The 23,268-nt window shown below is 66.9% G+C and carries 22 protein-coding genes; 17 read left to right on the forward strand and 5 right to left on the reverse strand.

Annotated features, from left to right (window positions below):
• Positions 1 to 19: 19 nt before the first annotated feature.
• Positions 20 to 310 carry a co-chaperone GroES gene (locus KV106_RS09605; protein ID WP_007835162.1) on the reverse strand — a complete coding sequence of 97 codons (291 nt, stop codon included), beginning with the start codon at positions 308 to 310 and terminating at the stop codon, positions 20 to 22.
• Positions 311 to 515: 205 nt separating this feature from the next.
• On the opposite strand from KV106_RS09605, the gene KV106_RS09610 reads away from it, so the two are divergent.
• From KV106_RS09610 to arsH, 4 genes are read left to right on the forward strand one after another with little or no spacing between them, the layout of a single operon-like run.
• The gene (locus KV106_RS09610; RefSeq protein ID WP_261209703.1) at positions 516 to 842 is read left to right on the forward strand and encodes an ArsR/SmtB family transcription factor; all 327 of its coding nucleotides are present in this window, start codon (positions 516 to 518) and stop codon (positions 840 to 842) included.
• A 17-nt stretch (positions 843 to 859) separates the two neighbouring features.
• Positions 860 to 2,146 carry an arsenic transporter gene (locus KV106_RS09615; RefSeq protein ID WP_261209705.1) on the forward strand — a complete coding sequence of 429 codons (1,287 nt, stop codon included), beginning with the start codon at positions 860 to 862 and terminating at the stop codon, positions 2,144 to 2,146.
• Between the two features lie 33 nt (positions 2,147 to 2,179).
• On the forward strand, positions 2,180 to 2,611 hold the full coding sequence (gene arsC, locus KV106_RS09620) for an arsenate reductase (glutaredoxin) (protein WP_261209707.1): 432 nt from the start codon (positions 2,180 to 2,182) through the stop codon (positions 2,609 to 2,611).
• The gene (gene arsH, locus KV106_RS09625; RefSeq protein WP_261209709.1) at positions 2,580 to 3,314 is read left to right on the forward strand and encodes an arsenical resistance protein ArsH; all 735 of its coding nucleotides are present in this window, start codon (positions 2,580 to 2,582) and stop codon (positions 3,312 to 3,314) included. The genes arsC and arsH overlap by 32 nt, the downstream gene beginning before the upstream one ends.
• Here arsH and KV106_RS09630 read toward each other — a convergent pair.
• Positions 3,311 to 4,273 carry a LysR family transcriptional regulator gene (locus KV106_RS09630; RefSeq protein ID WP_261209711.1) on the reverse strand — a complete coding sequence of 321 codons (963 nt, stop codon included), beginning with the start codon at positions 4,271 to 4,273 and terminating at the stop codon, positions 3,311 to 3,313. The two genes, arsH and KV106_RS09630, sit on opposite strands and share 4 nt — an antisense overlap.
• Before the next feature lie 105 nt (positions 4,274 to 4,378).
• Between KV106_RS09630 and KV106_RS09635 the strand changes: the two genes are divergently transcribed.
• Genes KV106_RS09635 through KV106_RS09645 form a run of 3 tightly spaced genes read left to right on the forward strand, consistent with a single transcriptional unit; the run spans position 4,379 to position 6,755 of the window.
• A complete protein-coding gene (locus KV106_RS09635) occupies positions 4,379 to 5,350 on the forward strand; it encodes a Bug family tripartite tricarboxylate transporter substrate binding protein (protein WP_261209713.1) in 972 nt (323 codons plus the stop codon).
• 11 nt (positions 5,351 to 5,361) lie between these two features.
• On the forward strand, positions 5,362 to 5,748 hold the full coding sequence (locus KV106_RS09640) for a 5-carboxymethyl-2-hydroxymuconate Delta-isomerase (protein WP_261209716.1): 387 nt from the start codon (positions 5,362 to 5,364) through the stop codon (positions 5,746 to 5,748).
• Positions 5,745 to 6,755 carry a polysaccharide deacetylase family protein gene (locus KV106_RS09645; RefSeq protein WP_261209718.1) on the forward strand — a complete coding sequence of 337 codons (1,011 nt, stop codon included), beginning with the start codon at positions 5,745 to 5,747 and terminating at the stop codon, positions 6,753 to 6,755. Before KV106_RS09640 ends, KV106_RS09645 begins: the two co-directional genes overlap by 4 nt.
• 14 nt (positions 6,756 to 6,769) lie before the next feature.
• Here KV106_RS09645 and KV106_RS09650 read toward each other — a convergent pair whose 3' ends face one another.
• Positions 6,770 to 7,936: a calcium:cation antiporter gene (locus tag KV106_RS09650; protein ID WP_261209720.1), complete on the reverse strand. Its 1,167-nt coding sequence runs from the start codon at positions 7,934 to 7,936 to the stop codon at positions 6,770 to 6,772.
• A gap of 138 nt (positions 7,937 to 8,074) precedes the next feature.
• Positions 8,075 to 8,710 carry a TetR/AcrR family transcriptional regulator gene (locus KV106_RS09655; RefSeq protein ID WP_261209722.1) on the reverse strand — a complete coding sequence of 212 codons (636 nt, stop codon included), beginning with the start codon at positions 8,708 to 8,710 and terminating at the stop codon, positions 8,075 to 8,077.
• A 350-nt stretch (positions 8,711 to 9,060) separates the two neighbouring features.
• Between KV106_RS09655 and KV106_RS09660 the strand changes: the two genes are divergently transcribed.
• The 10 genes from KV106_RS09660 (at position 9,061) to KV106_RS09705 (ending at position 21,640) form a co-directional block, all read left to right on the forward strand.
• Positions 9,061 to 9,732: a TetR/AcrR family transcriptional regulator gene (locus tag KV106_RS09660; RefSeq protein ID WP_261209724.1), complete on the forward strand. Its 672-nt coding sequence runs from the start codon at positions 9,061 to 9,063 to the stop codon at positions 9,730 to 9,732.
• The gene (locus KV106_RS09665) at positions 9,729 to 10,478 is read left to right on the forward strand and encodes a winged helix-turn-helix transcriptional regulator (RefSeq protein WP_261209726.1); all 750 of its coding nucleotides are present in this window, start codon (positions 9,729 to 9,731) and stop codon (positions 10,476 to 10,478) included. Before KV106_RS09660 ends, KV106_RS09665 begins: the two co-directional genes overlap by 4 nt.
• 309 nt (positions 10,479 to 10,787) lie before the next feature.
• Positions 10,788 to 11,315: a fimbrial protein gene (locus KV106_RS09670; protein ID WP_261209728.1), complete on the forward strand. Its 528-nt coding sequence runs from the start codon at positions 10,788 to 10,790 to the stop codon at positions 11,313 to 11,315.
• Positions 11,316 to 11,494: 179 nt separating this feature from the next.
• Complete coding sequence (locus KV106_RS09675) at positions 11,495 to 12,238, forward strand: fimbrial biogenesis chaperone (protein WP_261209729.1); 744 nt, start codon at positions 11,495 to 11,497, stop codon at positions 12,236 to 12,238.
• Positions 12,225 to 14,978, forward strand: coding sequence for a fimbria/pilus outer membrane usher protein (locus KV106_RS09680; protein WP_261209732.1), 2,754 nt, complete (start codon positions 12,225 to 12,227; stop codon positions 14,976 to 14,978). The genes KV106_RS09675 and KV106_RS09680 overlap by 14 nt, the downstream gene beginning before the upstream one ends.
• Before the next feature lie 83 nt (positions 14,979 to 15,061).
• The gene (locus KV106_RS09685) at positions 15,062 to 16,090 is read left to right on the forward strand and encodes a fimbrial protein (protein ID WP_261209734.1); all 1,029 of its coding nucleotides are present in this window, start codon (positions 15,062 to 15,064) and stop codon (positions 16,088 to 16,090) included.
• A gap of 341 nt (positions 16,091 to 16,431) precedes the next feature.
• Complete coding sequence (locus KV106_RS09690) at positions 16,432 to 16,938, forward strand: fimbrial protein (RefSeq protein WP_261209736.1); 507 nt, start codon at positions 16,432 to 16,434, stop codon at positions 16,936 to 16,938.
• 229 nt (positions 16,939 to 17,167) lie between these two features.
• Positions 17,168 to 17,932 (forward strand): fimbrial biogenesis chaperone, encoded by a 765-nt coding sequence (locus tag KV106_RS09695; RefSeq protein WP_261209738.1) that lies wholly within the window; start codon positions 17,168 to 17,170, stop codon positions 17,930 to 17,932.
• Between the two features lie 82 nt (positions 17,933 to 18,014).
• Positions 18,015 to 20,630, forward strand: a complete 2,616-nt coding sequence (locus KV106_RS09700; protein WP_261209740.1) for a fimbria/pilus outer membrane usher protein — start codon at positions 18,015 to 18,017, stop codon at positions 20,628 to 20,630.
• On the forward strand, positions 20,627 to 21,640 hold the full coding sequence (locus KV106_RS09705) for a fimbrial protein (protein WP_261209742.1): 1,014 nt from the start codon (positions 20,627 to 20,629) through the stop codon (positions 21,638 to 21,640). Before KV106_RS09700 ends, KV106_RS09705 begins: the two co-directional genes overlap by 4 nt.
• Positions 21,641 to 21,655: 15 nt before the next feature.
• Here the strand turns inward: KV106_RS09705 and KV106_RS09710 are convergent, their stop codons facing one another.
• Positions 21,656 to 23,257, reverse strand: coding sequence for a phospholipase D-like domain-containing protein (locus KV106_RS09710; RefSeq protein ID WP_261209744.1), 1,602 nt, complete (start codon positions 23,255 to 23,257; stop codon positions 21,656 to 21,658).
• Positions 23,258 to 23,268 lie beyond the last annotated feature (11 nt).

Here is a 23,268-nt window from a genome sequence, read left to right on the forward strand (position 1 = left end):
CGAATGGGGATCTGTTGAATTACTTCTCGACGACCGCGAACAGGTCGTCTTCCTTCATGACCAGCAGTTCGTCGCCGCCGACCTTGACGGTCTGGCCGCTGTACTTGCCGAACAGGACGCGGTCGCCGACCTTGACGGTCAGTGCGGCCAGTTCGCCCTTGTCGTTGCGCTTGCCCGGGCCCACGGCCAGGACTTCACCCTGATCGGGCTTTTCGGCGGCGGCGTCGGGAATGACGATGCCCGAGGCAGTCTTGGTTTCGCTGTCAACACGCTTGACGATCACGCGATCGGCCAAAGGACGAAGTTTCATTGCATCTCCTGGATAAGAAACTGGGTGGTGGTTTTTTGGGCGCCCATCCCGCAGGACCGGTTGCCCGTCGACTGGAGGCGAGGCTTGTTAGCACTCAACCACAGCGAGTGCTAATCATAAGGGCAATCGCCGGGGTTTCAAGCGCCGGAGCGGGCCGAGCCGGAAGTCGGTTGCCACGATTCAATATTTCAACGATGATTGAAATATGGAAGAAGAAGTCGTCATCCGTTCCCTCATGGCACTCGCCCAGAGCGTGCGCTTGCGCGTGTTTCGCGCCCTGGTCGTGGCCGGCCCGCAGGGCATGACGCCTGGCGCGCTGACCGAAACGCTGGGCGTTCCGGCCACGGGCCTGTCGTTCCATCTCAAGGAGCTGGGCCGCGCGGGCCTGGTGTCGCAGGAGCGGCAGGGGCGTCACCTGATCTACCGCGCCTCGTTCGACCGGATGAACGGGCTGCTGGCCTATCTGAGCGAGAACTGCTGCCAGGGGCAGCCCTGCGAGGTCGATGCGCAAGGCGCGTCCTGCGACTGCTGACGGTCGGCGCCATCCTCATGCTCACCGCCGTTCTCATCTTTCTCGCGACCCTGGTGCTCGTCATCTGGCAGCCGCGCGGCCTCGGCATCGGATGGAGCGCCGCGCTGGGCGCGCTGGTGGCCCTGGCCCTCGGCGTGGTGCATCCGCCCGACGTCGTGCGGGTCTGGCAGATCGTCTGGAATGCCACCGGGACCTTCATCGCCGTGATCGTCATCAGCCTGCTGCTCGACGAGGCCGGCTTCTTCGAATGGGCCGCGCTGCACGTCGCGCGCTGGGGCGGCGGCAGCGGCGGCCGGCTGTTCGCCTTCATCGTGCTGCTGGGCGCGGCCGTCTCGGCGCTGTTCGCCAACGACGGCGCCGCGCTGATCCTCACGCCGATCGTGATGGCCATGCTGGTGGCGCTGGGCTTCACGCCGGCCACCACCCTGGCTTTCGTGATGGCGGCGGGCTTCATCGCCGACACCGCGAGCCTGCCGCTGATCGTGTCGAATCTCGTCAACATCGTCTCGGCCGACTTCTTCGGGATCGGTTTCAGCGCCTATGCGGCGGTGATGGTGCCGGTCAACCTCGTTGCGGTGGTCGCCAGCCTGCTGGCCTTGCTGCTCTACTTTCGTCGCGACATCCCCGCGCGCTACGACGCCAGCCGCCTCAAGCGCCCGGCCGATGCCATTCGCGACCCGGCCACCTTCCGCGCGGGCTGGGTCGTGCTGGTGCTGCTGCTCGTCGGCTTCTTCGGCCTCGAGCCATTGGGCGTGCCGGTCAGCGCCGTGGCGGCCGTTGGCGCGCTGCTGCTGCTGGCCGTGGCGGCCCGCGGCGAGGTCATTGCCACGCGCAAGGTGCTGCGCGGCGCGCCCTGGCAGATCGTCGTGTTCTCGCTGGGCATGTACCTGGTGGTCTACGGCCTGCGCAATGCCGGCCTGACCGAGCGGATCTCGACGCTGCTCGACGTGTTCGCGCAAGGCGGCATCTGGGGCGCGGCCCTGGGCACGGGTTTCCTGGCGGCCGTGCTGTCCTCCGTGATGAACAACATGCCGACGGTGCTGGTCGGCGCGTTCTCCATCGATGCCTCGGGCGCCACCGGCGTGGTGAAGGAGGCGATGGTCTACGCCAACGTCATCGGCTGCGACCTGGGCCCGAAGATCACGCCGATCGGCAGCCTCGCCACCTTGCTGTGGCTGCATGTGCTCGCGAAGAAGGGCACCACCATCGGCTGGGACTGCTACTTCAAGGTGGGCGTCGTCATGACGGTGCCCGTGCTCGCCCTGACCCTCGCCGCGCTCGCACTGCGCCTGAGCTTCGGCTGATCTGCTTTCTCACCAGCGACATCCCTCCCTTCCATGAGCGACATCACGATCTATCACAACCCCGACTGCGGCACGTCGCGCAACGTGCTCGCGCTGATCCGCAACAGCGGCGAGGAGCCGACCGTCATCGAGTACCTCAAGCATCCGCCGAGCCGCGCAACGCTCGAGCAACTGGTCGCCGACATGGGCATCGGCGTGCGCGACCTGCTGCGCCAGAAGGGCACGCCCCACGACGAGCTCGGGCTGGCCGATGCGAAGTGGACCGATGCGGAGCTGATCGGCTTCATGCTCGCGCATCCGATCCTCATCAACCGCCCGATCGTCGTCACGCCGTTGGGCACGCGCCTGTGCCGGCCATCGGAGGCCGTGCTCGACCTGCTGCCGCACGCCCAGCGCGGCGCGTTCTCGAAGGAAGACGGCGAGCCCGTCATCGATGCGAAAGGCCAGCGTGTCGCCAAGCCCTGACCTGCCGAACCTGGATGCGGAGGCCTTCCGGCTGCCGGACCCACGGCACCTGTGGCCCGCCGAGCGTTCGACGCACGCGCCGCGCATCCTGTTGCTCTACGGCTCGGTCCGCGAGCGCTCGTACAGCCGCCTGCTGACCGAAGAGGCCGAGCGGTTGCTGCGCACGCTGGGCGCGCAGACCCGCGTCTTCGATCCGCGCGGCCTGCCGCTGCCCGACAGCGAACCCGAGGACCATCCGAAGGTGCAGGAGCTGCGCGCGCTCGCGCAGTGGTCCGAAGGCATGGTCTGGTGCTCGCCGGAACGCCATGGCGCGATGACCGGCATCATGAAGGCGCAGCTCGACTGGATCCCGCTGTCGGTCGGCTCCGTGCGGCCGACGCAGGGCAAGACGCTGGCCGTGATGGAGGTCTCGGGCGGCTCGCAGTCCTTCAATGCGGTGAACCAGCTGCGCGTGCTCGGACGCTGGATGCGCATGATCACCATCCCGAACCAGTCCTCGGTGGCCAAGGCCTACCTCGAGTTCGACGAAGCCGGGCGCATGAAGCCCTCGCCGTACTACGAACGCGTGGTCGACGTCATGGAGGAGCTGGTCAAGTTCACGCTGCTGACGCGCGACTGCGCCGGCCATCTGGTCGATCGCTACAGCGAGCGGCGCGAGAGTGCCGAGGCCTTGTCGCGGCGCGTGAACCTGCGAAGCATCTAGCGCCGTGCCTTGCCGGGCGCGGTCCAGCCCGACGGCAGGGCCGGCGCGCCCGCGACCAGCGCATCCCAGAGATGGCGCGACGCGTTCGTGTGATGGCGTGTGCGCGAACGCACGAGGCAGGCCTTGCGCTGCAGTTCGACGCTGTCGATCGGCACCGCGTCGTGCACCGCCAGGCTCGATGCGGCCGCGGCGTTGAGGATCGCGACCATGCCGCTCTCGCGCGCGGCCGCCACCAGGTCTTCGAGTGCATCCGATTCGAGCCGGACCTGCGGCTTGAGGCCCTGCGAGGCGAAGGCCGCGTCGAGCTCGCGGCGCATCATGTATTCGCTCGGCAGCAGCGCGAGCCCGCAAGGCGCGAGCTGCGCCAGCGTGAGCCGCCGCGCGCGCCGCGGCAGGGCGCCGACGGCGACGGCCCGCTCGACGAAGCACTGCGCGATCTCGAGGTCGGCATGGGGATGCGGATCGAAGCTCACCGCGAACTCGAAGTCGCCGCGCAGCACGCCTTCCTCGAGCGCGTGCGCGGTGCGCCGCCGCAGCGCCACGGACAGCGCGGGCCAGCGCGCCTGCGCCGCGCGCATCACCGGCACCACCCAGCAGGCGCCGTAGGACTGCACGAGTCCCACGCGCACCAGGCCCGAGATGGTGTCGGCTCGCTCGGGCACCTCGCGCAAGGCCGACTGCAGTTCGAGCAGGCTGCCCGCGATGCGGCGTTCGAGTTCGTGCCCAGACAGCGTGGGGACCGCGCGGCCGCCGGTGCGGTCGAACAGTGGCACGCCGAGCACCTGCTCGAGCAGCGCGATCTGTTCCGACAACGCGGGCTGCGAGATCGAGCATTCGCGCGCCGCCTCGTTGAAGCTGGGCGCGCGCATCGCGGCGCTGAAGTAGCGCAGTTGCCGCAGCGAAACGAGCTCGAGGGGATCGCGTGCGCGCTGGGCGCGGCTGCTGGGGCGTGCGGTCATGGCTATCGGATTATCCGATGGGGCGTGCCGAAAAATGCGATTTGCCGCGGCCGGCGCATCCTCTGAAACTGCCTCCCAAGACGAGACATCAGGAAGCACCGATTCATGCAGCGACGAAATTTCCTCCAGGCCGGCGCGGCCCTTGCCATCCCCGGCCTTGCCGGCGCATCGCACGCACAGGCCTTTCCCTCCAAGCCGATCCGCATCGTCTGCCCGTATCCGGCCGGCGCCACCACCGACGCGATCTCGCGCCTGATGGCGCATGCGCTGCAGACGGAGAGCGGCGCCACGGTGCTCGTGGACAACCGCGGCGGCGCGGGTGGCAACATCGGCACCGAAGCCGTGGCGCGCGGCGAGGCCGACGGCCACACGCTGCTGCTCGCGGCGCTCGGCCCGATGGCTGCGAATGCCGCGCTCTATCCCAAGCTCAACTACGACCCGGCCAAGGACTTCGCGCCGTTGGCCTGGGCCGCATCGGTGCCGCTGGTGATGGTGGCGCATCCCTCGTTCCCCGCGCCGAACCTGCGCGCGGCGCTCGAGGTGCTGCGCAAGGCGCCGGGCCGCTACTCCTACGCCTCGGCGGGCAACGGCACGCCGCAGCACCTGGCGGCCGAACTCTTCAAGCGCGAGGCGCAGGTGTCGATCCTGCACGTGCCGTACCGCGGCTCGGCGCCGGCGCTCAACGATCTGATGGGCGGCACCGTGCAACTGCTGTTCGAGGCCACGCCGGCGGTGCTGCAGCACATCGTGTCGGGCCGGCTCAAGGCGCTCGCCGTGACCAGCCCCGCGCGCATTCCCGCGCTGCCCGAGGTCCCGACGCTCAAGGAGAGCGGCGTCGATGCGCAGATCGGCGGCTGGTACGGCTTCGTCGCGCCCGCGGCCACGCCGAGCGAACGCCAGGCCTGGCTGGTCGACCACATGCGCCGCGCGCTGGCGCAGAAGAACACGCGCGACAAGCTCGCGGAACTGGGATCGATCACGGTCGACAGCTCGCCGCAGGGCTTCGCGCGGATGATGGCCGGCGAGCGCATCCGCTGGCAGCAACTGATCCGCGAGGCCGGCATCAAGCTGGATTGAGGTCGCGCGCCATGCCCCACATCGTTGTCGAGGCGTCGCCTCCCCTGCTCGCGGCCATCGATTGGCCGCGGACCCTGCGGACGCTGCACCGCGCGCTCGCGGACAGCGGATCGGCCGCGCTCGGCGATCTGAAGTCGCGCGTGCAACCCATCGTGGCCGAACTCTGCGGCGACGAGCCCGGCGCGCAGCAACTGATCGCCACGCTGGTGCTGACGAATCCGCGCGCGAGCGAGGTGAGCCAGCGGATGGCCGACACAACGTTCACGGTGCTGTCCCGCGCGGTCGAGGCGCTGTCGCCCGGCCAATGGGTGCAGTGCTGCGTGTTCCTGCGCGAGCACCCCAAGGCGAACTACTGGAAGCAGCAGTGGAACCCGCCCTCGAAACCCCACCATCCATGAAAGGGATCCTCCAGATGAACGCCAACCCCTCCATCGGCAGCCTCGAGCGCCGCAACATCCTGCGCGGCGGCGCGGGCACGGTGGCGGCCGCCGCGCTGTCCGGCCTGGCAGCCGGCGAAGCGCGGGCCCAGGCGCGGCCGAAGGCCGCGGCCAAGGCCGCTACCGGCCGTCACTGGCCGAACGGCGCGCGGCTCGTGATCTCGGTGTCGATGCAGTTCGAGTCGGGCGCGCAGAGCGAGCACGACAACGGCTCGCCGTTTCCGCCGATGGATGCGAAGTACCCGGACCTGCCGGCGCGCACCTGGTTCGAATACGGCGTGCGCGAAGGCATCCCGCGGCTGCTCGACCTGTGGGACCGGCATGGCGTGAAGGTGACTTCGCACATGACCGGCCAGGCCGTGGAGCGCAACCCGCAGCTCGCGCGCGAGATCGTGCAGCGCGGCCACGAAGCCGCCGCGCATGGCCAGACCTGGACCCCGCACTGGGACATCTCGCCCGAGCAGGAGCGCGCCTCGTACCAGGCCAACATCGATGCGCTGCTCAAGGCCACCGGCACCCGTCCCGCGGGCTACAACGCGTTCTGGCTGCGCGGCACGCCACGCACGCTCGGCATCCTGCAGGAACTGGGCTTCACGTACCACATCGACGACCTCTCGGCCGACGAGCCGATGACCACGCAGGTCAACGGCAAGCCCTTCGCGGTCGTGCCCTACACGCTGCGCATGAACGACATCGCGCGCTTCGGCGCGGAGGGTCCGCTCACGGCCGCGGCCTTCGGCCAGGAGCTCAAGGACGAGTTCGACCAGCTCTATGCCGAGGCGGCCGGACGCCGGCGGATGATGTCGATCTCCACCCACGACCGCATCGGCGGCACGCCCGCGCGCGTGAAGGCGCTGGGCGAGTTCCTGGCCTATGCGAACAAGCACCCGGGCGTGGCCTTCGAACGCAAGGACCGGATCGCGCAGTGGGCGCTGTCCATGCCGGGCGTGCCGAGCCGCACCTATTGAACGGGAGCCTCGGCTCAGGGACTGAAGAGGAGCAGCCCGAAGATCGCGAACAGCGCCAGGTGCATCCAGCCCTGGACCGCCGAGGTCTTCTGGCCGTTGAAGCTCAGCATGCCCAGCGCCACGGTGGCGATGTAGAGCACCGTCTCCGTGTTCGAGATGCCCATGATCACCTGCTTGCCGGTCACGAGGCCGATCACGAGCACGGCCGGCACCGTCAGTCCCACGGTGGAGACGAAGGCACCGAGGCACAGGTTGATGGCGCGCTGCATCTCGTTGTTCATCGCGGCCTTCACGGCCGTGATGGACTCGGGCGTGAACACGATGATGGCGATCAGGACACCGCCCAGGGCGGTGGGCGCGCCCGCCGCCGCGATGCCGTAGTCGGTGACCACCGCGAGATGGTGGGCGAGCAGCACGATCGGCAGAATCAGCGCGATCAGCAGGGCCGAGCGCAGCACGAGGAACTTCGTGTCTGTCCGCGCGGGCTGGGGCAGCAGGCCGACGGCATGGCGGGCCGGGTCGGCATCGCCGCCCGGCGCGGGCTCCATGTAGAGCTTGCGGTGGCTGCGCATCTGCAGGCCGAGGAAGACCGCATAGACCACGGCGGTGATGGCCGAGATGCCGATGGCCTGGACGCGTGTGAACTCACCCGCGCCGCTCAGATACTTCGGCAGCACCAGCGCGATGCTGGCGAGCAGCACCACCATCGACAGGTACGAGGCGGTGCCCTGCGCGTTGTAGCGCTGATGGCCGTTGCGGCCGTGGCCCGCGATCAGGCACAGGCCCATCACGAGGTTCATGATGATCATCATGACGGCGAAGATCGAGTCGCGGCCGATGGTGGGGAAGTCGCCCGGCCCCAGCAGCACGGAGGCGATCAGCACCACCTCGATCAGCACGATCGACAGCGTCAGGATCAGGGTGCCGTAGGGCTCGCCCAGCGCATGCGCGAGATGGTCGGCTTCCTTCACCACGCCGAAGGACGCGGCCAGGATCGTGACGAACAGCGCCGCGAACGCGATGCCCGCGGTGACCGGTGTCATCGAGGGGCCGAGCCAGCCGGCGCCGAAGACGGTGAACGCGCCGACGACGGCCCAGGCTGCTATCAGCAGCAGCCAGGTCTGCGGTGGGACGGAGGAGGTGGCGGCGGTGAGGGGCTGCGCGCTGCGAGGATGGACCATGGTTGAACTTCACAGGAAGTGCAGGGTCGTCCCCGGGGCGGCGATCGCGCCCTGGAGTCGTCCCCGGGGCCGAGCGTGGCAGTCACGCTGCGGCGGACTTTATCACGGGGAGCGCGCGTCGCCGGGACCCGGCTGCCCTCAGGTCGCCTTGCGTGGCGGCGAAGGGGCCACCATGGCCATGAGGCTGTCCATGCTCTTCTCGACGATCTCCATGTCGAGGTCGGGCTCGCGCGCCGCGCGAAGCACCAGGCCGTCGATGAAGCAGCCGAGGGCCATGGCGCGGATCTGGATCTCCTTCTCGCTCACTGTCTCCCCGGCTTGGACGGAGAGGTCCGTCAGCCAGGCGATCAGCGACGCCCTGGCTTCCTTGTCGGCGTCGACGATGTGCTTGGCGATCGCCTCGTTGCGCGTGCTTTCCGCGCTCATTTCCAGGATCAGCGGCGGGCTTGGAACATCGGGGTCGCCCGCGAGCCACCGGCGCAGGTATTCGCAGATGCGGGCCGTCACCACCTTCGGCGTCAGTCCGGCGATGCCCGGGCCGAAGCCGGCCTTGACCTGCAGGCGCATGAGGCCGAGAACGATCTCCTCCCGGCTCGAGAAGTAGCGGTAGATCAGCCCCGGGCTCATCTGCGCGGTCTCGCTGATGCGGGCGATGGTGCCCGCATGCAGCCCGTCCTGGATGAAGCAGGTTCTCGCGGCCTTCAGGATCCTCAGCTTCTGCAACTCGGCCCGCTGTTCGCTGCTGGGAGACGAGCGCTTGATCTTGTTATTCACGCGTGAATTTCCTTGAGGTGTGGTGTCGGCTGGCTGGGGAGCTTACGTCGGCGCTCATGGAGTAAAGAAAGTATAAATGCTCATTCATTTTTCATGATCTGAGAGGCAAGCTTTCGCGGCGCTGGCGCCCTTGTTTCTGCTGTTTGCGGTTGCATTCGTTTTCCCCGAAGAAGGCCGCTGTTTGCTGACAATCGACTGATCTTGCCGAGGGGTGGGCGAGAACTAGTTCCTCCTTTCCGGGGAAATATGACACTTGTCCCTAGGAATCTGGTCAGCAGTGTCGTGGTTGCGCGAAGACTGGAGTAACCTAACAAAAACTGAATGTTCACTCTCTTTTCGTGGCGCGGATTGTGTTTACGAAGAAGTGGGCCGAAAGGATTCAATTGCAGGGAAACAAATTGCAGGCGGCTGGCGCGGTACGGGAGGGTACGGTCCGCGATCGCATTCTCCTGGCCGCGAGTGCGTGCTTCGCGGAGCGCGGCATCCGGCCCGTCTCCATGGTGCATATCTGCGACGCGGTCGGCATGAGCCCTTCCGAGATTCGCCTTCACTTCGAGACCAAGGACGACATCGTGCTGGCCTTGCTGGAGCGCCTGCAGGGCATGGGCCTCGGCGACTTGCCGGATCTGCGGCCCGAGACCGTGGCGGCGTTCGTCTGCGAGCGGCTGCGCAGTTGGCGCGCAACGGGGGCAACGAATGCCGCCTTCGTGCTGGAGGCGGTCGCCGAAGGTACTCGCAGGGCGCGCGTGGCCGGCGCAACGGCCGAAGCTCTGGCGCTCGAGCGTCATGCGCTCGTCGCGCTGTTGCAGGCCCGCATGCGCCAGGCCTGCAAGGCGCTGCCCGAGGCCGAGGTGCGCGGCCGGGTGTTTGCCTTGCAGTGCTTCGTCGAAGGCGTGGTGCTGCGCGTCGCTCGCGAGCCGGACATGGATCTCGACATCGTCGGTGAAAGCGTCAGGCGCTTCGTCGCCCAGGCGGTCCCGAGCTTCGAGCCGGAAACACCGGCCTTCGGAGTCTGCGCATGAGTCCCGCCACCAACACCGGGCAGGGCCTTTCCAGGTCCATTTCCTCGCTGGCGCTGGTCTTCGGCGACGAGCGCAATCGCGGCACCCTGCGCAGCGCGCTCGACTCGCAGGGCTTTGCCTCGGCTGCCTTCGATTCGGTGCAGACCTTGTGGGAGTCGATGTCCTCGGGCCGTCACTACGACGCGCTGATCGCATGTGCCGACAAGGGATGGAGCCAGCGGCGCTGGGCGAATCTTCGGACCATGGTGAAGCTGCCCATCCTGGTCGTCGTGTCGCGCGATGCCCTGGAACTCGCGGCCACCTTCGACGAGGACTCGCTGAATGGCGAGCGGATCGAATTCGCCACGGCGCCGGTGGATGGCGCCGAACTGGCGATGCGGTTGCGATTGCTCCACACGCGCAGGCAAGGGGGGCACGTGCCGTCTGCCGAGGAAGACCTGATCTGGGGCAGTTTTCATTTCAAGCGAGCGGCGCGCGTGGTGTTGGTCGATGGCGTGGAAGTGCGCTTGCAGCCGCGCGAATTCGAGGTCGCCTGCATCCTGTTCCAGAACCTCGGCAAGGTCGTCGCCCGCACGGAGATCGAGGAGCGGTTGTTCGATCGGCCCAGCAGCCCCGGTTCGCGGGTGCTCGACGTGCACGTGACGCGTGTGCGCCGCAAGCTGGGACTGGGCCCGGAGAAGGGTATCAGGCTGTTGACGATCTACGGAGTCGGGTACCGCCTGGTCGCCCTGAACCCATCGCCCTAGTTGCCGGCCTGGCGAGGCCTTCGCTGCCGTCGACGTGGGTGGGCAGCGTGGCCGATGGTCGTCCGTGACGCGAGCCACGGGGCTTCGTCATCGCGACTCAATCGTCTGAATCGACGTCAAGCCATGCGGGATTCATGCTCAATTCAACTCAATGGGAGATCGCTGATCGAAAACTCGTAGTCAAGAAATCAACCAAGGAATATCAATTCATCTCCGGGCTTTCCGCGTTCCCGCGGCAGCCGGCGATGTTTGTCTCGCAGGGCCTGCCGCCATCGAGCGGGCTCTCATCGATTGAAATCAAGGAATCCAATGCTCAAGCATCCCCTCTCCAAACTCTGCGCATTCGCCGCTGTCGGCGTTCTCTCGCAAGCCGCGATGGCCTATGACGGCACCATCAATTTCCAGGGCGAAATCATCGACGCCACCTGCTCGGTGGCGCCCGGCAGCCAGAACAAGACCGTGCAACTCGGCAAGATCGTGAGCCGGACGCTCACCGGTCTCGGCAGCACTTCCACGCCGGTCGACTTCACCATCGATCTGCTCAACTGCGACACCGCCTCGGCCAAGAATGCGCAGGTCACGTTCTCCGGCACCGCCGATGGCACCAACCTGGCCATTGCCAATTCAGGGCAGACGGTGGCGGCCGCAACGGGCGTGGCGATTCAGTTGAAGGATTCGGCTGGCAATCCGATCAAGCTGGGCGTGGCATCTCCCAGCTACATCCTGGGCAACGGCACCAACTCGCTGCAATTCAAAGCGAACTACCTCGCGACCAAGGATTCGGTCACGGTCGGCCCGGCCAACGGCATGGCCCAGTTCACCGTCGCCTACAACTAAGTTCGGGTGATCCGCGGCCGCGGCTCTCGCAGCCACCGGCCGTTGGCGCCGCCTCGAGGTGGCGCTCCTCTTCGCTTTCCTTTTTCTTCATGTTTCGTACGGCGGCGTACCGCCGCATGGGGCGCGTGCGCCCGAAAACTCCTATGTGCAGCAAGCAGACATTCGGTTGGGCCCTGGCCATGGCATTGGGACTGGGCATTTCATGGCACGCCGATGCGGCGGTATCGCTCAGCGGTACGCGCGTGATCCTCGGCGAGAAAGAGCGCGAGGCCTCGATCCCCATGCGCAATACCGGCGGCTCGCCCTATGTCATCCAGGCCTGGGTCGATGCGGGCGAGGGCCTGACCGACGTGCCGCTGCTGGTCACGCCGCCGCTGTCGCGGCTCGATCCCGGCAAGGAAAACATCCTGCGCATCCTGCGGATGCCCGGTGAATTGCCGCGCGACCGCGAATCGGTGTACTGGCTCAACGTCAAGGAGATTCCCGAGAAGACGCAGGAAGAGAATGTGCTGCAGATCGCGGTGCGTACCCGCATCAAGCTGTTCTATCGTCCCGCCGCGCTGTCGGGCCAGCCGGCGGATGCGCGCACGCAGCTGCGCTGGAGCGTCGCTGCCGGTGCGCCGGACCAGGGGGCGGTGCTGAAGATCCGCAATCCCACGGTCTATCACGTGACCTTCACCGGCTTGACCGTCAACGCCGGCCAGCAGGTGATCCGGGCCGTCATGGTCGCGCCGCTCGCGGAGTCGAGCTTTCCGCTCGATGCCATGAAGACGCCACAACCGATCGAGATCCGATTCACCACGATCAACGACTACGGTGGCGAAACGCCCGAGGAACGCGTGCGCGTGCCCGTGGCCGTCGAGCCCGTGGCCTTGACGCCCGAGGTCGTCGATACGCCATCCACCAGCGATGCCGCGCGCTGAGGTCATGCGCCGCATCCTGCGCGCCGCGCCGTTCCGTCGCACGCTGTGCGCGACGGTCATCGCGAGCCTCGGCATTCCTGCGTTGGCGCAGCAGGTCGCCGGTTCGCGTTTCGAGGAAGAATTCCTCGGCATCGGCGGCGGCAAGCAACCGCGCGCCGATCTCTCGATCTTCGCCTTCGGCAATCGAGTGCTGCCCGGCACCTATGCCGTCGACGTGACGGTCAACGGGCGGGCCGTTGGCCGCAGCACCATCCGTTTCGACGACGTGCCGGGCAAGACCGATGCCGTGGCCTGCCTCACGCGCGGCATGCTGGGCGGGTGGGGTGTCAACGTGGAGGCCTTCCCCGCGCTGGCCGGCGCGGCCGACGATGTCTGCGTGGACCTGCCGGCCAGCATCCCCGAAGCGACCGTAAGCTACGACGCGGGCCAGCTCGCGCTGTCGCTCGGCATTCCGCAGGCGGCGCTCAAGCGCGCGGCGCGCGGCGCGGTCGAACCGGCGCGCTGGGACAGAGGCATCACCGCCGCCATGCTCGACTACCAGCTGAACTTCGCGCGCCACGGCGGCGACAACCAGCGCGAGCGGCCGAACCTCTTCGCGAACTCGCCGAGCCTCTTCGACGCCAATCCTTTCCTCGACCGCGGGCGCCAGGATGCCCAGCGCAACACGCTGTTCGCGGGCCTGCGCGGCGGCTTCAACATCGGCGACTGGCGCCTGCGCCACTACTCGACCTACAACCGCGACACCGACGGCCGCGGCCGCTGGCAGGCCGTCACCACCACGTTGCAGCGCGACCTGCCTTCGATCCAGGGGCAACTGCAGATCGGCGACGGCAACACGCCCGGCAACTTCTTCGACAGCGTGCCGTTTCGCGGCGTGCAGATCGGCACCGACGAGGCCATGCTGTCCGACAGCCAGCAAGGCTACGCCCCCACCATCCGCGGCATCGCGCAGACGAACGCGCGCGTCACGGTGCGCCAGAGCGGCTATGTCGTCTACAGCACCTTCGTCGCGCCGGGGCCGTTCGTGATCGACGACCTCTATCCCACGGACTCCGGCGGAGACCTCGAAGTCACGGTCACCGAAGCCGACGGGCGCGAAAGCCGATACATACAGGCCTTCTCGGCGGTGCCGACGCTGCTGCGCGAAGGCACCTGGCGCTACGGCGCCACGGTGGGCAAGTACCGCAGCGCCTTCGGCTACAGCAGCAGCTACATCGGCGACATGCGCCAGGGCGGTGCCGGCACGCTGCTGGCACCGTGGCTGCGGGAACAAGGCGCGCGCATCGAGCCGGTCTTCGTGCAGGCGACCCTGGCGCGCGGCCTGGGCAACGACTACACGGTCTACGGCGGCTTCATGGCCTCGAGCCGCTACCAGTCGATGCTGGCCGGCGTGGGCAAGAACATGCGCAGCTTCGGCGCGCTGTCGCTCGACCTCTCGACCGCCAGCACCACGGCGCCGCGCGGCCTGTCGACCGATCCGGCCGGCACGCCGATGGCGTTCGCGCTCGGCGGGAAGGAGCGCCAGAGCGGCCAGTCGCTGCGTTTCCTCTACGCGAAGTCCTTCGTCGACAGCGGCACCAACTTTCGCGTCGCGGGCTACCGCTATTCCACCAGCGGCTACCGCACCTTCCAGGAAGCCGTGGACATGCAGGCGCTGTCGCCGTCCGAGCGCCTCCACAGTCGGCGCAACGAGCTGCGTTTCGAGCTCGCGCAGAAGGTCGGCGACTGGGGCTCGCTCTTCGCCTCCGCGCGCCAGCAGAGCTATTGGGGAACCTCCTTCAAGGACCGGCTGGTGCAGCTGGGCTGGTCGGGCAGCTACAAGCAGTTCAGCTACAGCGTCTTCTACAACCGCAGCGCCTACCAGGACCGCCGTGCCACGAGCCAGCTCATGTTCACGCTGAGCATTCCGCTCGGCACTTCCGCGGCCAGCGCGCAGTACGCGGTCTCGCGCGATCGCGAGGGAAACACCAGCCAGCAGGTGAGCCTGTACGGCGCGGCCCTGGAGGATCGCCGCCTCAGCTACAGCGTGAGCGCCAGCCATGCGAGCGAGCAGGGCGCCGGCGGCAGCGTGGGGGGCAGCTATCTCGCGCCTTTCGGCCGCTTCGACCTCGGCCACTCGCAGGGCCGGGGCTTCCGCCAGACCACCTTCGGCATGGCGGGCGGGCTGCTGGTGCATGGTGGCGGCATCACGCTGTCGCAGCCCCTGGGCGAGACGGTCGCGCTGGTGCAGGTGCCCAAGGCCGGCGGGGTCGGTTTCGACGCGCGTCCGGGCGTGGTGACCGATGGCTCGGGCAGTGCCGTCATCCCGAACCTCAGCCCCTACCGGCTCAACCGCGTGGCGGTGCGCACGCAGGACCTGGGGGACACGACGGAAGTGAAGTCCGCCGCCACCGAACTCGTGCCGACGCGCGGCGCGGTGGTGCTGACGACCTTCGAGACCTCGGTGGGCTACCGGCTGATGCTGACGCTCACCGACGGCCGTGGACAGCCGCTGCCCTTCGGTGCGCGCATCGAGAACGATGCCGGCCAGGAGGTCGGCATCGTCGGCCCCGAGGGCCGGGCCTATGTGACCGGCGCGGGCCAGAACGGCCGCCTCGCGGTGCGCTGGGGTCAGCGTTCGGCGAACCAATGCGCGGTGTCGTACAGCCTGCCCGAAGAGGCCAGTCCCTTGCCCGTTCGCCAGTTCGCGGGCCGGTGCACCGACGAGGCGCAGGCCGTCTCGCTCAAGGGCCGTCGATGAGATCGTGTCCTTCGTCCGTTCAGGCGGATTGCCACAGGGGCAATGCGTGCCCGAACTCCCACGTTTCGTGAAGTAGAGAAGACATGTCAATCAGAACGATGGCGAGAAAGATCCGCGTGTTGACGCTCTGGACTGCTGTCGCCATGGCGGCGACCGCGGCGCAAGCGGAGGAATGTTTCTATTCGAGCGGCATACGAATCGGCGAATTCAGCTTCGACTTCGGCCAGGTGGTCGTGGACAACAACCAGCCTGTAGGAACGGTTCTGGCACATCGGCAAGGTGCTCTCAGAAACGCCTGGATCGCCAACTGCAACTTCGGCCAGTCGTTGACGGTTCAACTGAGAGGAACCCAGGGGGCGCTCGTGAGCAACACCTCCATGTGGGAAAGAATCTATTCCACCAATGTACCGGGGGTCGGATACCGGGTGCAGGTCATGGGGGGGCGGGAGAGCGCCACGGGCGCGCTTCCGTTCGAGTTCTCGGTCGAGGGCACGACGCCTGGCGCCACCACCTCGAACTACCGCGGCTGGGTCCAGTTCAACTTCGACCTGATCAAGACGGCGAAACGCGTCGGCAACGGGCTGTTGACGCCCGGACTCTATGGACATGCGATCGTCGCCAACAAGCCGCAGGACTACTATTTCCGGATCATCCTCAACGGTGGAAAGATCGTCGCACCTTCGTGCACCGTGACCGAGCCATCGCGCAAGCTCCTCGTTCCGATGGGCCGCGTGCCGATCCGCGATCTCACCGGTGGCATCGGAACCGTTGCACGCGATACGCCGTTCAACATCGAGGTCGCTTGCCAGGCGGCACCGGGCTCCGTGCAGTCCACCGTATCGATGACCATGGACCCCACGAACGCGACCACGCTGCCCGGCGTGCTGGGGATCAACGAAGCCGGCTCGGCGGGAACCACGGCCAGCGGCGTCGGCATCCAGGTGCTCGACGCCCAGCGCCGACCCGTGGAGTTCGGCAAGGCGATGAGGGTGGGTGAGTCGAAAGACTTCACCTATGCCGTGCCCTTCGTCGCGCGCTACATGCGCACCGGTGGCGAGTTGAAGCCGGGCATTGCCAACGGGACCGCGACCATCACGCTGACGCATCAGTAGGCGGCTGCGCACGCGCGTCGTTTCCGTTCGCCTTCTGCCTTGAATTTCGAGACTTCTCGCGTCGATCGCTAATAAATCCTAGTTAAATTGAATGATAAAAATAAATTCACTATTTCAAATTAACCATTGGTCGCTAATATGAAGGATAGTTAATCACGTTGCCGGATCATATTGTTTTGTGGGATGTGTTTCTATTGCATTGCTGGATAGGATTTCATTGGTCTGCAGAAGATGTGCAGGCTAATTATTAGTATCTACTTTTATTAAGGAATCCAATGCTGAAGAATGCATTCACCAAGCTCGCAGTAGTCGCCGCTGTCGGTGCCCTGTCGCAAGCCGCGATGGCCGCCGACGGCACGGTCAACTTCACGGGCGAAATCACCGACAGCATCTGCTCGGTGGCGCCTGAGAGCGTGAACATGACCGTGCCTCTCGGCAAGGTGTCGAAGAACGCCTTCCCCGCAGTGGGAACGGGCTCCACCGCGGCCAAGTTCACCATCAACCTGCGCGACTGCCCCGCCGGTACCAACAAGGCCAAGGTGACCTTCTCCGGCGCCGGCGTCCCCGGCAACATCGCCGCGGCCGAAGGCCTGCTGAAGGTCAACAACTCCGGCTCGACCGTCGAAGCCGCCAAGGGCGTCGGCATCGAGATCGGCGATGCGAATGGCCTGAAGATCCCCCTGGGCGCGGCCTCGTCCGAATACATCCTGGGTGCGGGTGACAACAACCTGAAGTTCCAGGCGCGCTACGTGTCCTTCTTCCCGGTGACGCCGACGGCGCCGTCCACGGACGCCCTGACCGCCGGTCCGGCCGACGGTACCGCGCAGTTCTCGATTGCCTACAACTAATCGGGCTTGATGGCATGGGGTCCTTGCGGCCCCATGCCTTCATCGACGCGCTTTCGGCGGCGCAAGGCCGCGCAGCTTTCGCGTCGGAATTTCCTTTTATCGGCTTTTTCTTCGAGGCGTCGTTGTCGATGCGTCGGGGTGCTTGCGTGCGCGTGATGGGCGTGGCTCGCGCAGGGGACTAGATATGTGCAGCAATCAAAGAATTCGGTGGGTCTTCGGTGCCCTGGTGATGTTCGGGCTTCAGGCGCTGGCGGGTGCGAGCGTGATGCTCTCCGGCACGCGCGTGGTCCTGAACGAGAAGGACCGCGAGACTTCCCTTCCGATGAAGAACACCGGTACGTTGCCCTATGTGGTCCAGGCTTGGGTCGACGCCGGCGAAGGCAACAACAAGACCCCGCTGATCGTCACGCCGCCGCTGTCCCGGCTCGATCCGGGCAAAGAAAATCTCTTGCGCATCATGCGTGTCGGCGGCGAATTGCCGAAGGACCGCGAGTCGGCGTTCTGGCTCAACGTCAAGGAGATCCCCCAGAAGCCGAACCAGGAGAACGTGCTCCAGGTGGCGATACGCAACCGGCTCAAGCTGTTCTACAGGCCCTCCAATCTTCCGGGCTCGGCCGCGGAGGCGCGCGGCCTGCTCAAGTGGTCCGTGAGCGAGGGGCCCGGGGGTCAGGGCGCCGTGCTCAAGGTCGGCAATGCGAGTGCCTTTCACGTCACCTTGCTGAAACTCACGGTCAACAAGGGTCAGGGCCAGGAGAAGAAGGACCAGGAGGAGCTCGATGCGGGCATGGTCCCGCCGTTCGGAGAGTTGAGCTTTCCGATCCGCACCCTCAAGAGCCCGCAGGCCATTCAGATCAACTTCACGACGATCAACGACTACGGCAGCGAAACGCCCGAGGAGTTCGTCAGGGTGCCTGAAGGCGCTCAACCCATGGCCTTGACGCCCGAACTGGTGCCGAAGGCCGAAGCCTCCACCATCAACCGCGCACAGCGCTAGGCCGATGCGGTGCATGTATGTCCGGCGGACGCGCGCAGGCGCGCCATTCCGCCTCAGTCTGTGCGCACTCGCGCTCGGTGCCATGGGCGTCCCCGCCTTTGCGCAGCAATTCGCCGCCTCGACCTTCAACGAAAGCTTCCTCGGCGTTGGCGGCAACCAGCAGAGCGCCGACCTGTCGCTGTTTGCCTTCGGCAATCGTGTACTGCCGGGTCAGTACACCGTGGACGTGTCGGTCAACAGCCGAGGCGTGGGGCAGATGTCGATCCGCTTCGATGCCAAGGAGGGCAAGAACGACGCCGAGCCTTGTCTCACGCGCGGCATGCTCGACGAGTGGGGCGTCAACGTGGCGGTGTTTCCCGCCCTGGCGACGCTCGCGGACGAGGCCTGCGTTGATCTGGGCGCGGCTGTTCCCGATGCCTCCTTCAGCTACGACAGTGGCAAGCTGCACCTGGCACTCAGCATTCCGCAGGCGGCGCTGAAGCGCTCGGCGCGCGGTGCCGTCGATCCCGGCAAGTGGGATCGGGGCATCACGGCCGGCATGGTCGACTACCAGATCAACTTCTCGCGCCATGGCGGCGACAACTACCGTCGCGGGCCCGATCCCTTCGCCATACCGCGCAGCGCGTTCGACGGCAACCCCTTCCGCGAGCCCTACGAAGAGCCTCGGCGCAACAGCCTGTTCGTCGGCTTGCGCGGCGGCTTCAATTACCGCGACTGGCGCTTTCGCCACTTCTCGACCTACAGTCGCGGCACGGACGGCAAGTCCCGCTGGCAGGCGGTCAACACCTATGCCCAGCGCGATCTGAGTTCGCTCAATGCCCAGTTGCTGATCGGCGATGGCAACACGCCCGGCAACATGTTCGACAGCATGCCGTTCCGTGGCGTGCAACTCGCCTCCGACGAGGCCATGCTCCCCGATAGCCAGCAAGGCTATGCCCCCACCATCCGCGGCATTGCGCAGACCAACGCGCGCGTGACGGTGCGGCAGAACGGCTACACGATCTACAGCACCTTCGTGGCGCCCGGTGCGTTCGTGATCGATGACCTCTATCCCACGGCGTCGAGCGGCGACCTGGAAGTGATCGTCAAGGAAGCGGATGGCCGCGAGATCAAGTACATCCAGGCCTTCTCCGCAGTGCCCACGTTGTTGCGCGAAGGCACGTGGCGCTTTTCCGCCACGGTCGGCAAGTACCGCCGCGCGCCCGGTGACGACTACTTTCCCTACGCCGGCGGAATCGCGCAATCGCCATGGGGCCTGCCGCTGCGATCGCGTGCCGAGCCGGCATTCGTGCAGGCCACGGTGGCGCACGGCCTTGGCAACGACTACAGCGTCTACGGCGGGTTCATCGCCTCCGGGCGCTACCAGTCGGTGATGGCCGGCGTGGGCAAGAACATGCGCGCCTTCGGCGCCATTTCCGCCGACCTGTCGGCCGCGCGCGCCGTCATGCCGCTGCCGCTGCTGGTCGACAGGACCTACAACGGCCAGTCGGTGCGCTTCCTCTACTCCAAGGCCTTCGATGCGGGGACCACCGTTCGCGTGGCGGGTTATCGCTATTCCACCAGCGGCTACCGCACTTTCCAGGAAGCCGCGGACATGCAAGGCCTCGATCCGAGCGAGCGTCTCAACAACCGTCGCAATGAACTGCGCCTGGAGCTCTCCCAGTCGCTGGGCGACTGGGGCTCCATGTTCGCCTCGGCGCGCCAGCAGAGCTACTGGGGTACCAGCGCCAAGGACAGCCTGGTGCAGATCGGGTACTCGGGGAACTACAAGCAGTTCGGCTACAGCATCTACTACAACCGCAGCAGCAGCTACCGAAGCAACAAGCCCAGCAATCAGATCATGCTCACCGTGAGCATTCCGCTGGGTGCCTCCGGTGCCAGCGCCCAGTATGCGATGACGCAGGAGCGCAAGGGCCGCACCAGCCAGCAGGTCAGCGTGTTCGGCACCGCGCTCGAGGATTCGCGTCTCAGCTACAGCGTATCGGCCAATCGGGTCGATGACTCCGGATCGACCGGCAGTGCCAGCGCCAGCTATCTGTCGCCGGTGGGGCGCTTCGACCTCAGCCATTCGCAGGGCTCCAGCTACCGGCAGACCAACTTCGGCGTGGCGGGTGGCCTGTTGGCGCACGGCGGTGGCGTGACCCTGTCGCAGCCGCTGGGGGACACCATCGCACTGGTCCAGGTCCCCAAGGCTTCCGGCGTGGGCGTCGAATCGCGCCCCGGGATCGCCACCGACTGGGCGGGAAATGCCGTGATCGCCAACGTCAGTCCCTATCGGGAGAACCGTCTGGCTCTGCGCACCCAGGACCTGGGCGAAACCGTGGAGGTCAAGAACGCGGCGATTGCGGTCGTCCCCACGCGCGGTGCGGTGGTCCTGGCGAAGTTCGAAACGGCCGTGGGTTTTCGGCTGATGCTGACCCTGAGCGACCGCAAGGGCGAGCCGCTGCCTTTCGGCTCGGTGGTCGAGAACGAGGCGGGCCAGGAAATGGGCATCGTGGGTCCGGATGGACAGGCCTTCGTGACGGGGGCTGAACAGAGCGGGCGCCTCACGGTGCGATGGGGGCAGCGCGAGGAGGACCGCTGCACGGTGGTCTACAGCCTGCCCGAGGAACCCAACCCGCCTCCCATCCGGGAACTGAACGGCCAGTGCGAGGCGCCCGCCGGATCGACAGGCGCGCAACCGAAGGAGGTCAAATGAACCGCTGCCATCCATTCCATGCCATGAAGGCCGCGCGCCGTTCCCTCGGTGTGGCCGTGACGGCGTTCGCGCTGTCGTCCGGTGCCCTGGCCGAGTGCTACGTCGTGCCAGGCTACATCGAGAAGACGGTCAACATGTCGATGGGTCGGGTGTACATCCCGAACGATCTCCCGGTTGGCGGCCTGATCAGGCGCGAGATATTCCCGCTGACCCTCACTGGCAACGACAGACCCTGGACCTGCCCTGGCGGCGGTACCGTGAGAGGCGTGATGCTGCAGGGCACGGCGGTGCCCGGCTACAACAGTGTCTTCACCACCGACGTACCCGGCGTAGGCATCCGGCTCTCGCGCTTCTTCGGCGGGACCCAAGCCAGCACCTACTACCCGCACACAATCACGAGTTCCGATTTCGGATGGTTCCAACCGGGCTCGGCCTTTCAGGTGGAGCTGTTCAAGATCGCGGCCCGCACGGGCAGCGGCCCCTTCGCGCAGGGCACCTACACCCGGTATTTCTCCCAGGGGTCGGACCAGCGCTCGGTGCTCACGACCTTCCTGCTGGGGGAAGGCATCACGATCATCACACCCACCTGTTCGGTGGACGCCGGCTCGCGCAACATCCTGGTGGATTTCGGCAAGGTGGCCAAGGGCGACTTCAGGGGCAAAGGCAGCACCGCGGCCGAGCGCAAGTTCAGCATCAAGCTCAACTGCCAGTCGGGACTGGGCGTCCAGAACATGGTGCTGCTGCGCATGGATGCCGTGCAGGACCCGTCGAACGAACCAGGCGTGCTGCGCATCACCCCGAGCGGGACCGTACTGACGGCGCAGGGCGTCGGTATCCAGATCGTCGACGACAAGCAGATGCCCGTGAAGTTCGGCGATGACGCGGAGGTCGGCCCGTCGAAGGACGGCTCTTACATCGTGCCCTTCACGGCGCGCTACTACCAGACCGGCGACAAGATCGGGGCGGGGCGGGCGGATGGCACCGCGACCTTCACGATCATGTACAGGTGATCGCGCCGGCGATCCTTAGAGCTGGTCCGTCGGCACGAACCACGAGAACAGCAGCAGCTGCAGCCGCGTCAGCATGCTCGAATCGGGCTCGCTGTCGAGCACCTCGTTGTTGACGTCCCCCGTGCCGATCCACTGCACGTTCTCGCCATCGGGCTTGAGCACGACGCGGTAGACGCCCTCGATGTCGTCGAGCTGGTAGGCATAGAGCAGGGCCTGGGTCAGGTCGAAGCTGCGCACGCGCACGCCGAACTCGGTGTTGAGCAGGGCCGAGCGCGGGTCGAGGTTCATCGAGCCCAGCATCACCCATTCGCGGTCGATCAGCGCGAGCTTGGCATGCAGCCGGCCGCGCGCCTTCTTCAGCAGGTCGCGGAACTGGCCGCTGCGCTTGAGCTGCTGGGTGCTGACCTCGTAGAGCTCCACGCCGAGCTTGAGCATGTCGACGCGGTAGCGGTTGTAGTTGATGTTGACCAGCGGCTCGTCGCTGTCGGCCAGCGAGTTGGTGATGACGCTGACCTGCACGCCGCGCCGGCGGCCTTCGCGGATGCGTGCCATGCCCTCGTCGCCCGGGATGAAGTAGGGCGAGATCACGAGCACGCTCGAGCGCGCGGTGGCGGCCAGTTCGTGGAAGCGCTGCGCCACCGATTCGGTGGGATGCCGCATCACGCCGAGCGCCTTGTTCGGGCTGTCGGCGGTGGCGTGCGCATCGGCGCGCATCCATTGCAGGGTGGTGATGTTCAGCAGCTGCAGGCCGAGCGGCGGGTCGCCGAGCACGTCGCTGTCGCCCGGCGGGTCGGGCCAGGGCGCGAAGCGCAACGAGGTGGCGGTTTCGAAGTCGGCCTTCAGCACGGCCGGCGTGCGGTGGTTGATGGCCACGGTCTCGATCGGATAGACGACGTCGCTGTTCCAGTAGGTGTCGAAGACCGCGGCCGATTCGGCCACCACCGGGCCGGCCATCAGCAGTTCGAAGTCGATGAAGTTGGCGACCTCGCTGCGCAGGAAGTATTCGTCGGCGAGGTTGCGCCCGCCCGCGATGGCGATGGCGCCGTCGGCCACGAACAGCTTGTTGTGCATGCGATGGTTGAGCCGGCGGAAGTCGCCGAGGAACTCCATCCAGCGCGTGGCCGAGTGGTCGCGCGCGTTCACGAAGGGGTTGAACAGCCGCACCGAGGCGTTCGACTCGGCCGCCAGGCCGAGCAGCAGCGGATCCATGCCGGAGGTATAGAAGTCGTCGAGCAGCAGCCGCACGCGCACGCCGCGGCGCGCGGCATCGCGCAGCTCGCGCAGCAGCAGGCGGCCGGTCTTGTCGTTGCCGAGCTGGTAGGTCTGGACGTCGATCGAGCTCTGGGCGCGGCGGATCAGCTCGAGCCGGGCATCGAGCGCGAACGAGGCCTCGATCAGCGGCCGCACGCTCGACAGCCCGTCGCGCGGCGCATCGAGATGGGCGGCGGCGCGGCCGAGCAGGGTGACATTGGAAGCGGGGATGGCGAGCACCGGCGTGTCGGCCGCCCGTGGCGGCAGGCCGGCACAGCCTGAGAGCACGAAGGCGGCCGCCAGCGCGAGCAGCCATGCCGCGGCGCCGCGCAGGGCGGGGAAGCGGGAGGCGAGGGAGGTGTGCATGACGGCGGACG

Source organism: Variovorax endophyticus, from assembly GCF_025376855.1.
In the GTDB taxonomy this organism is placed as follows: domain Bacteria; phylum Pseudomonadota; class Gammaproteobacteria; order Burkholderiales; family Burkholderiaceae_C; genus Variovorax.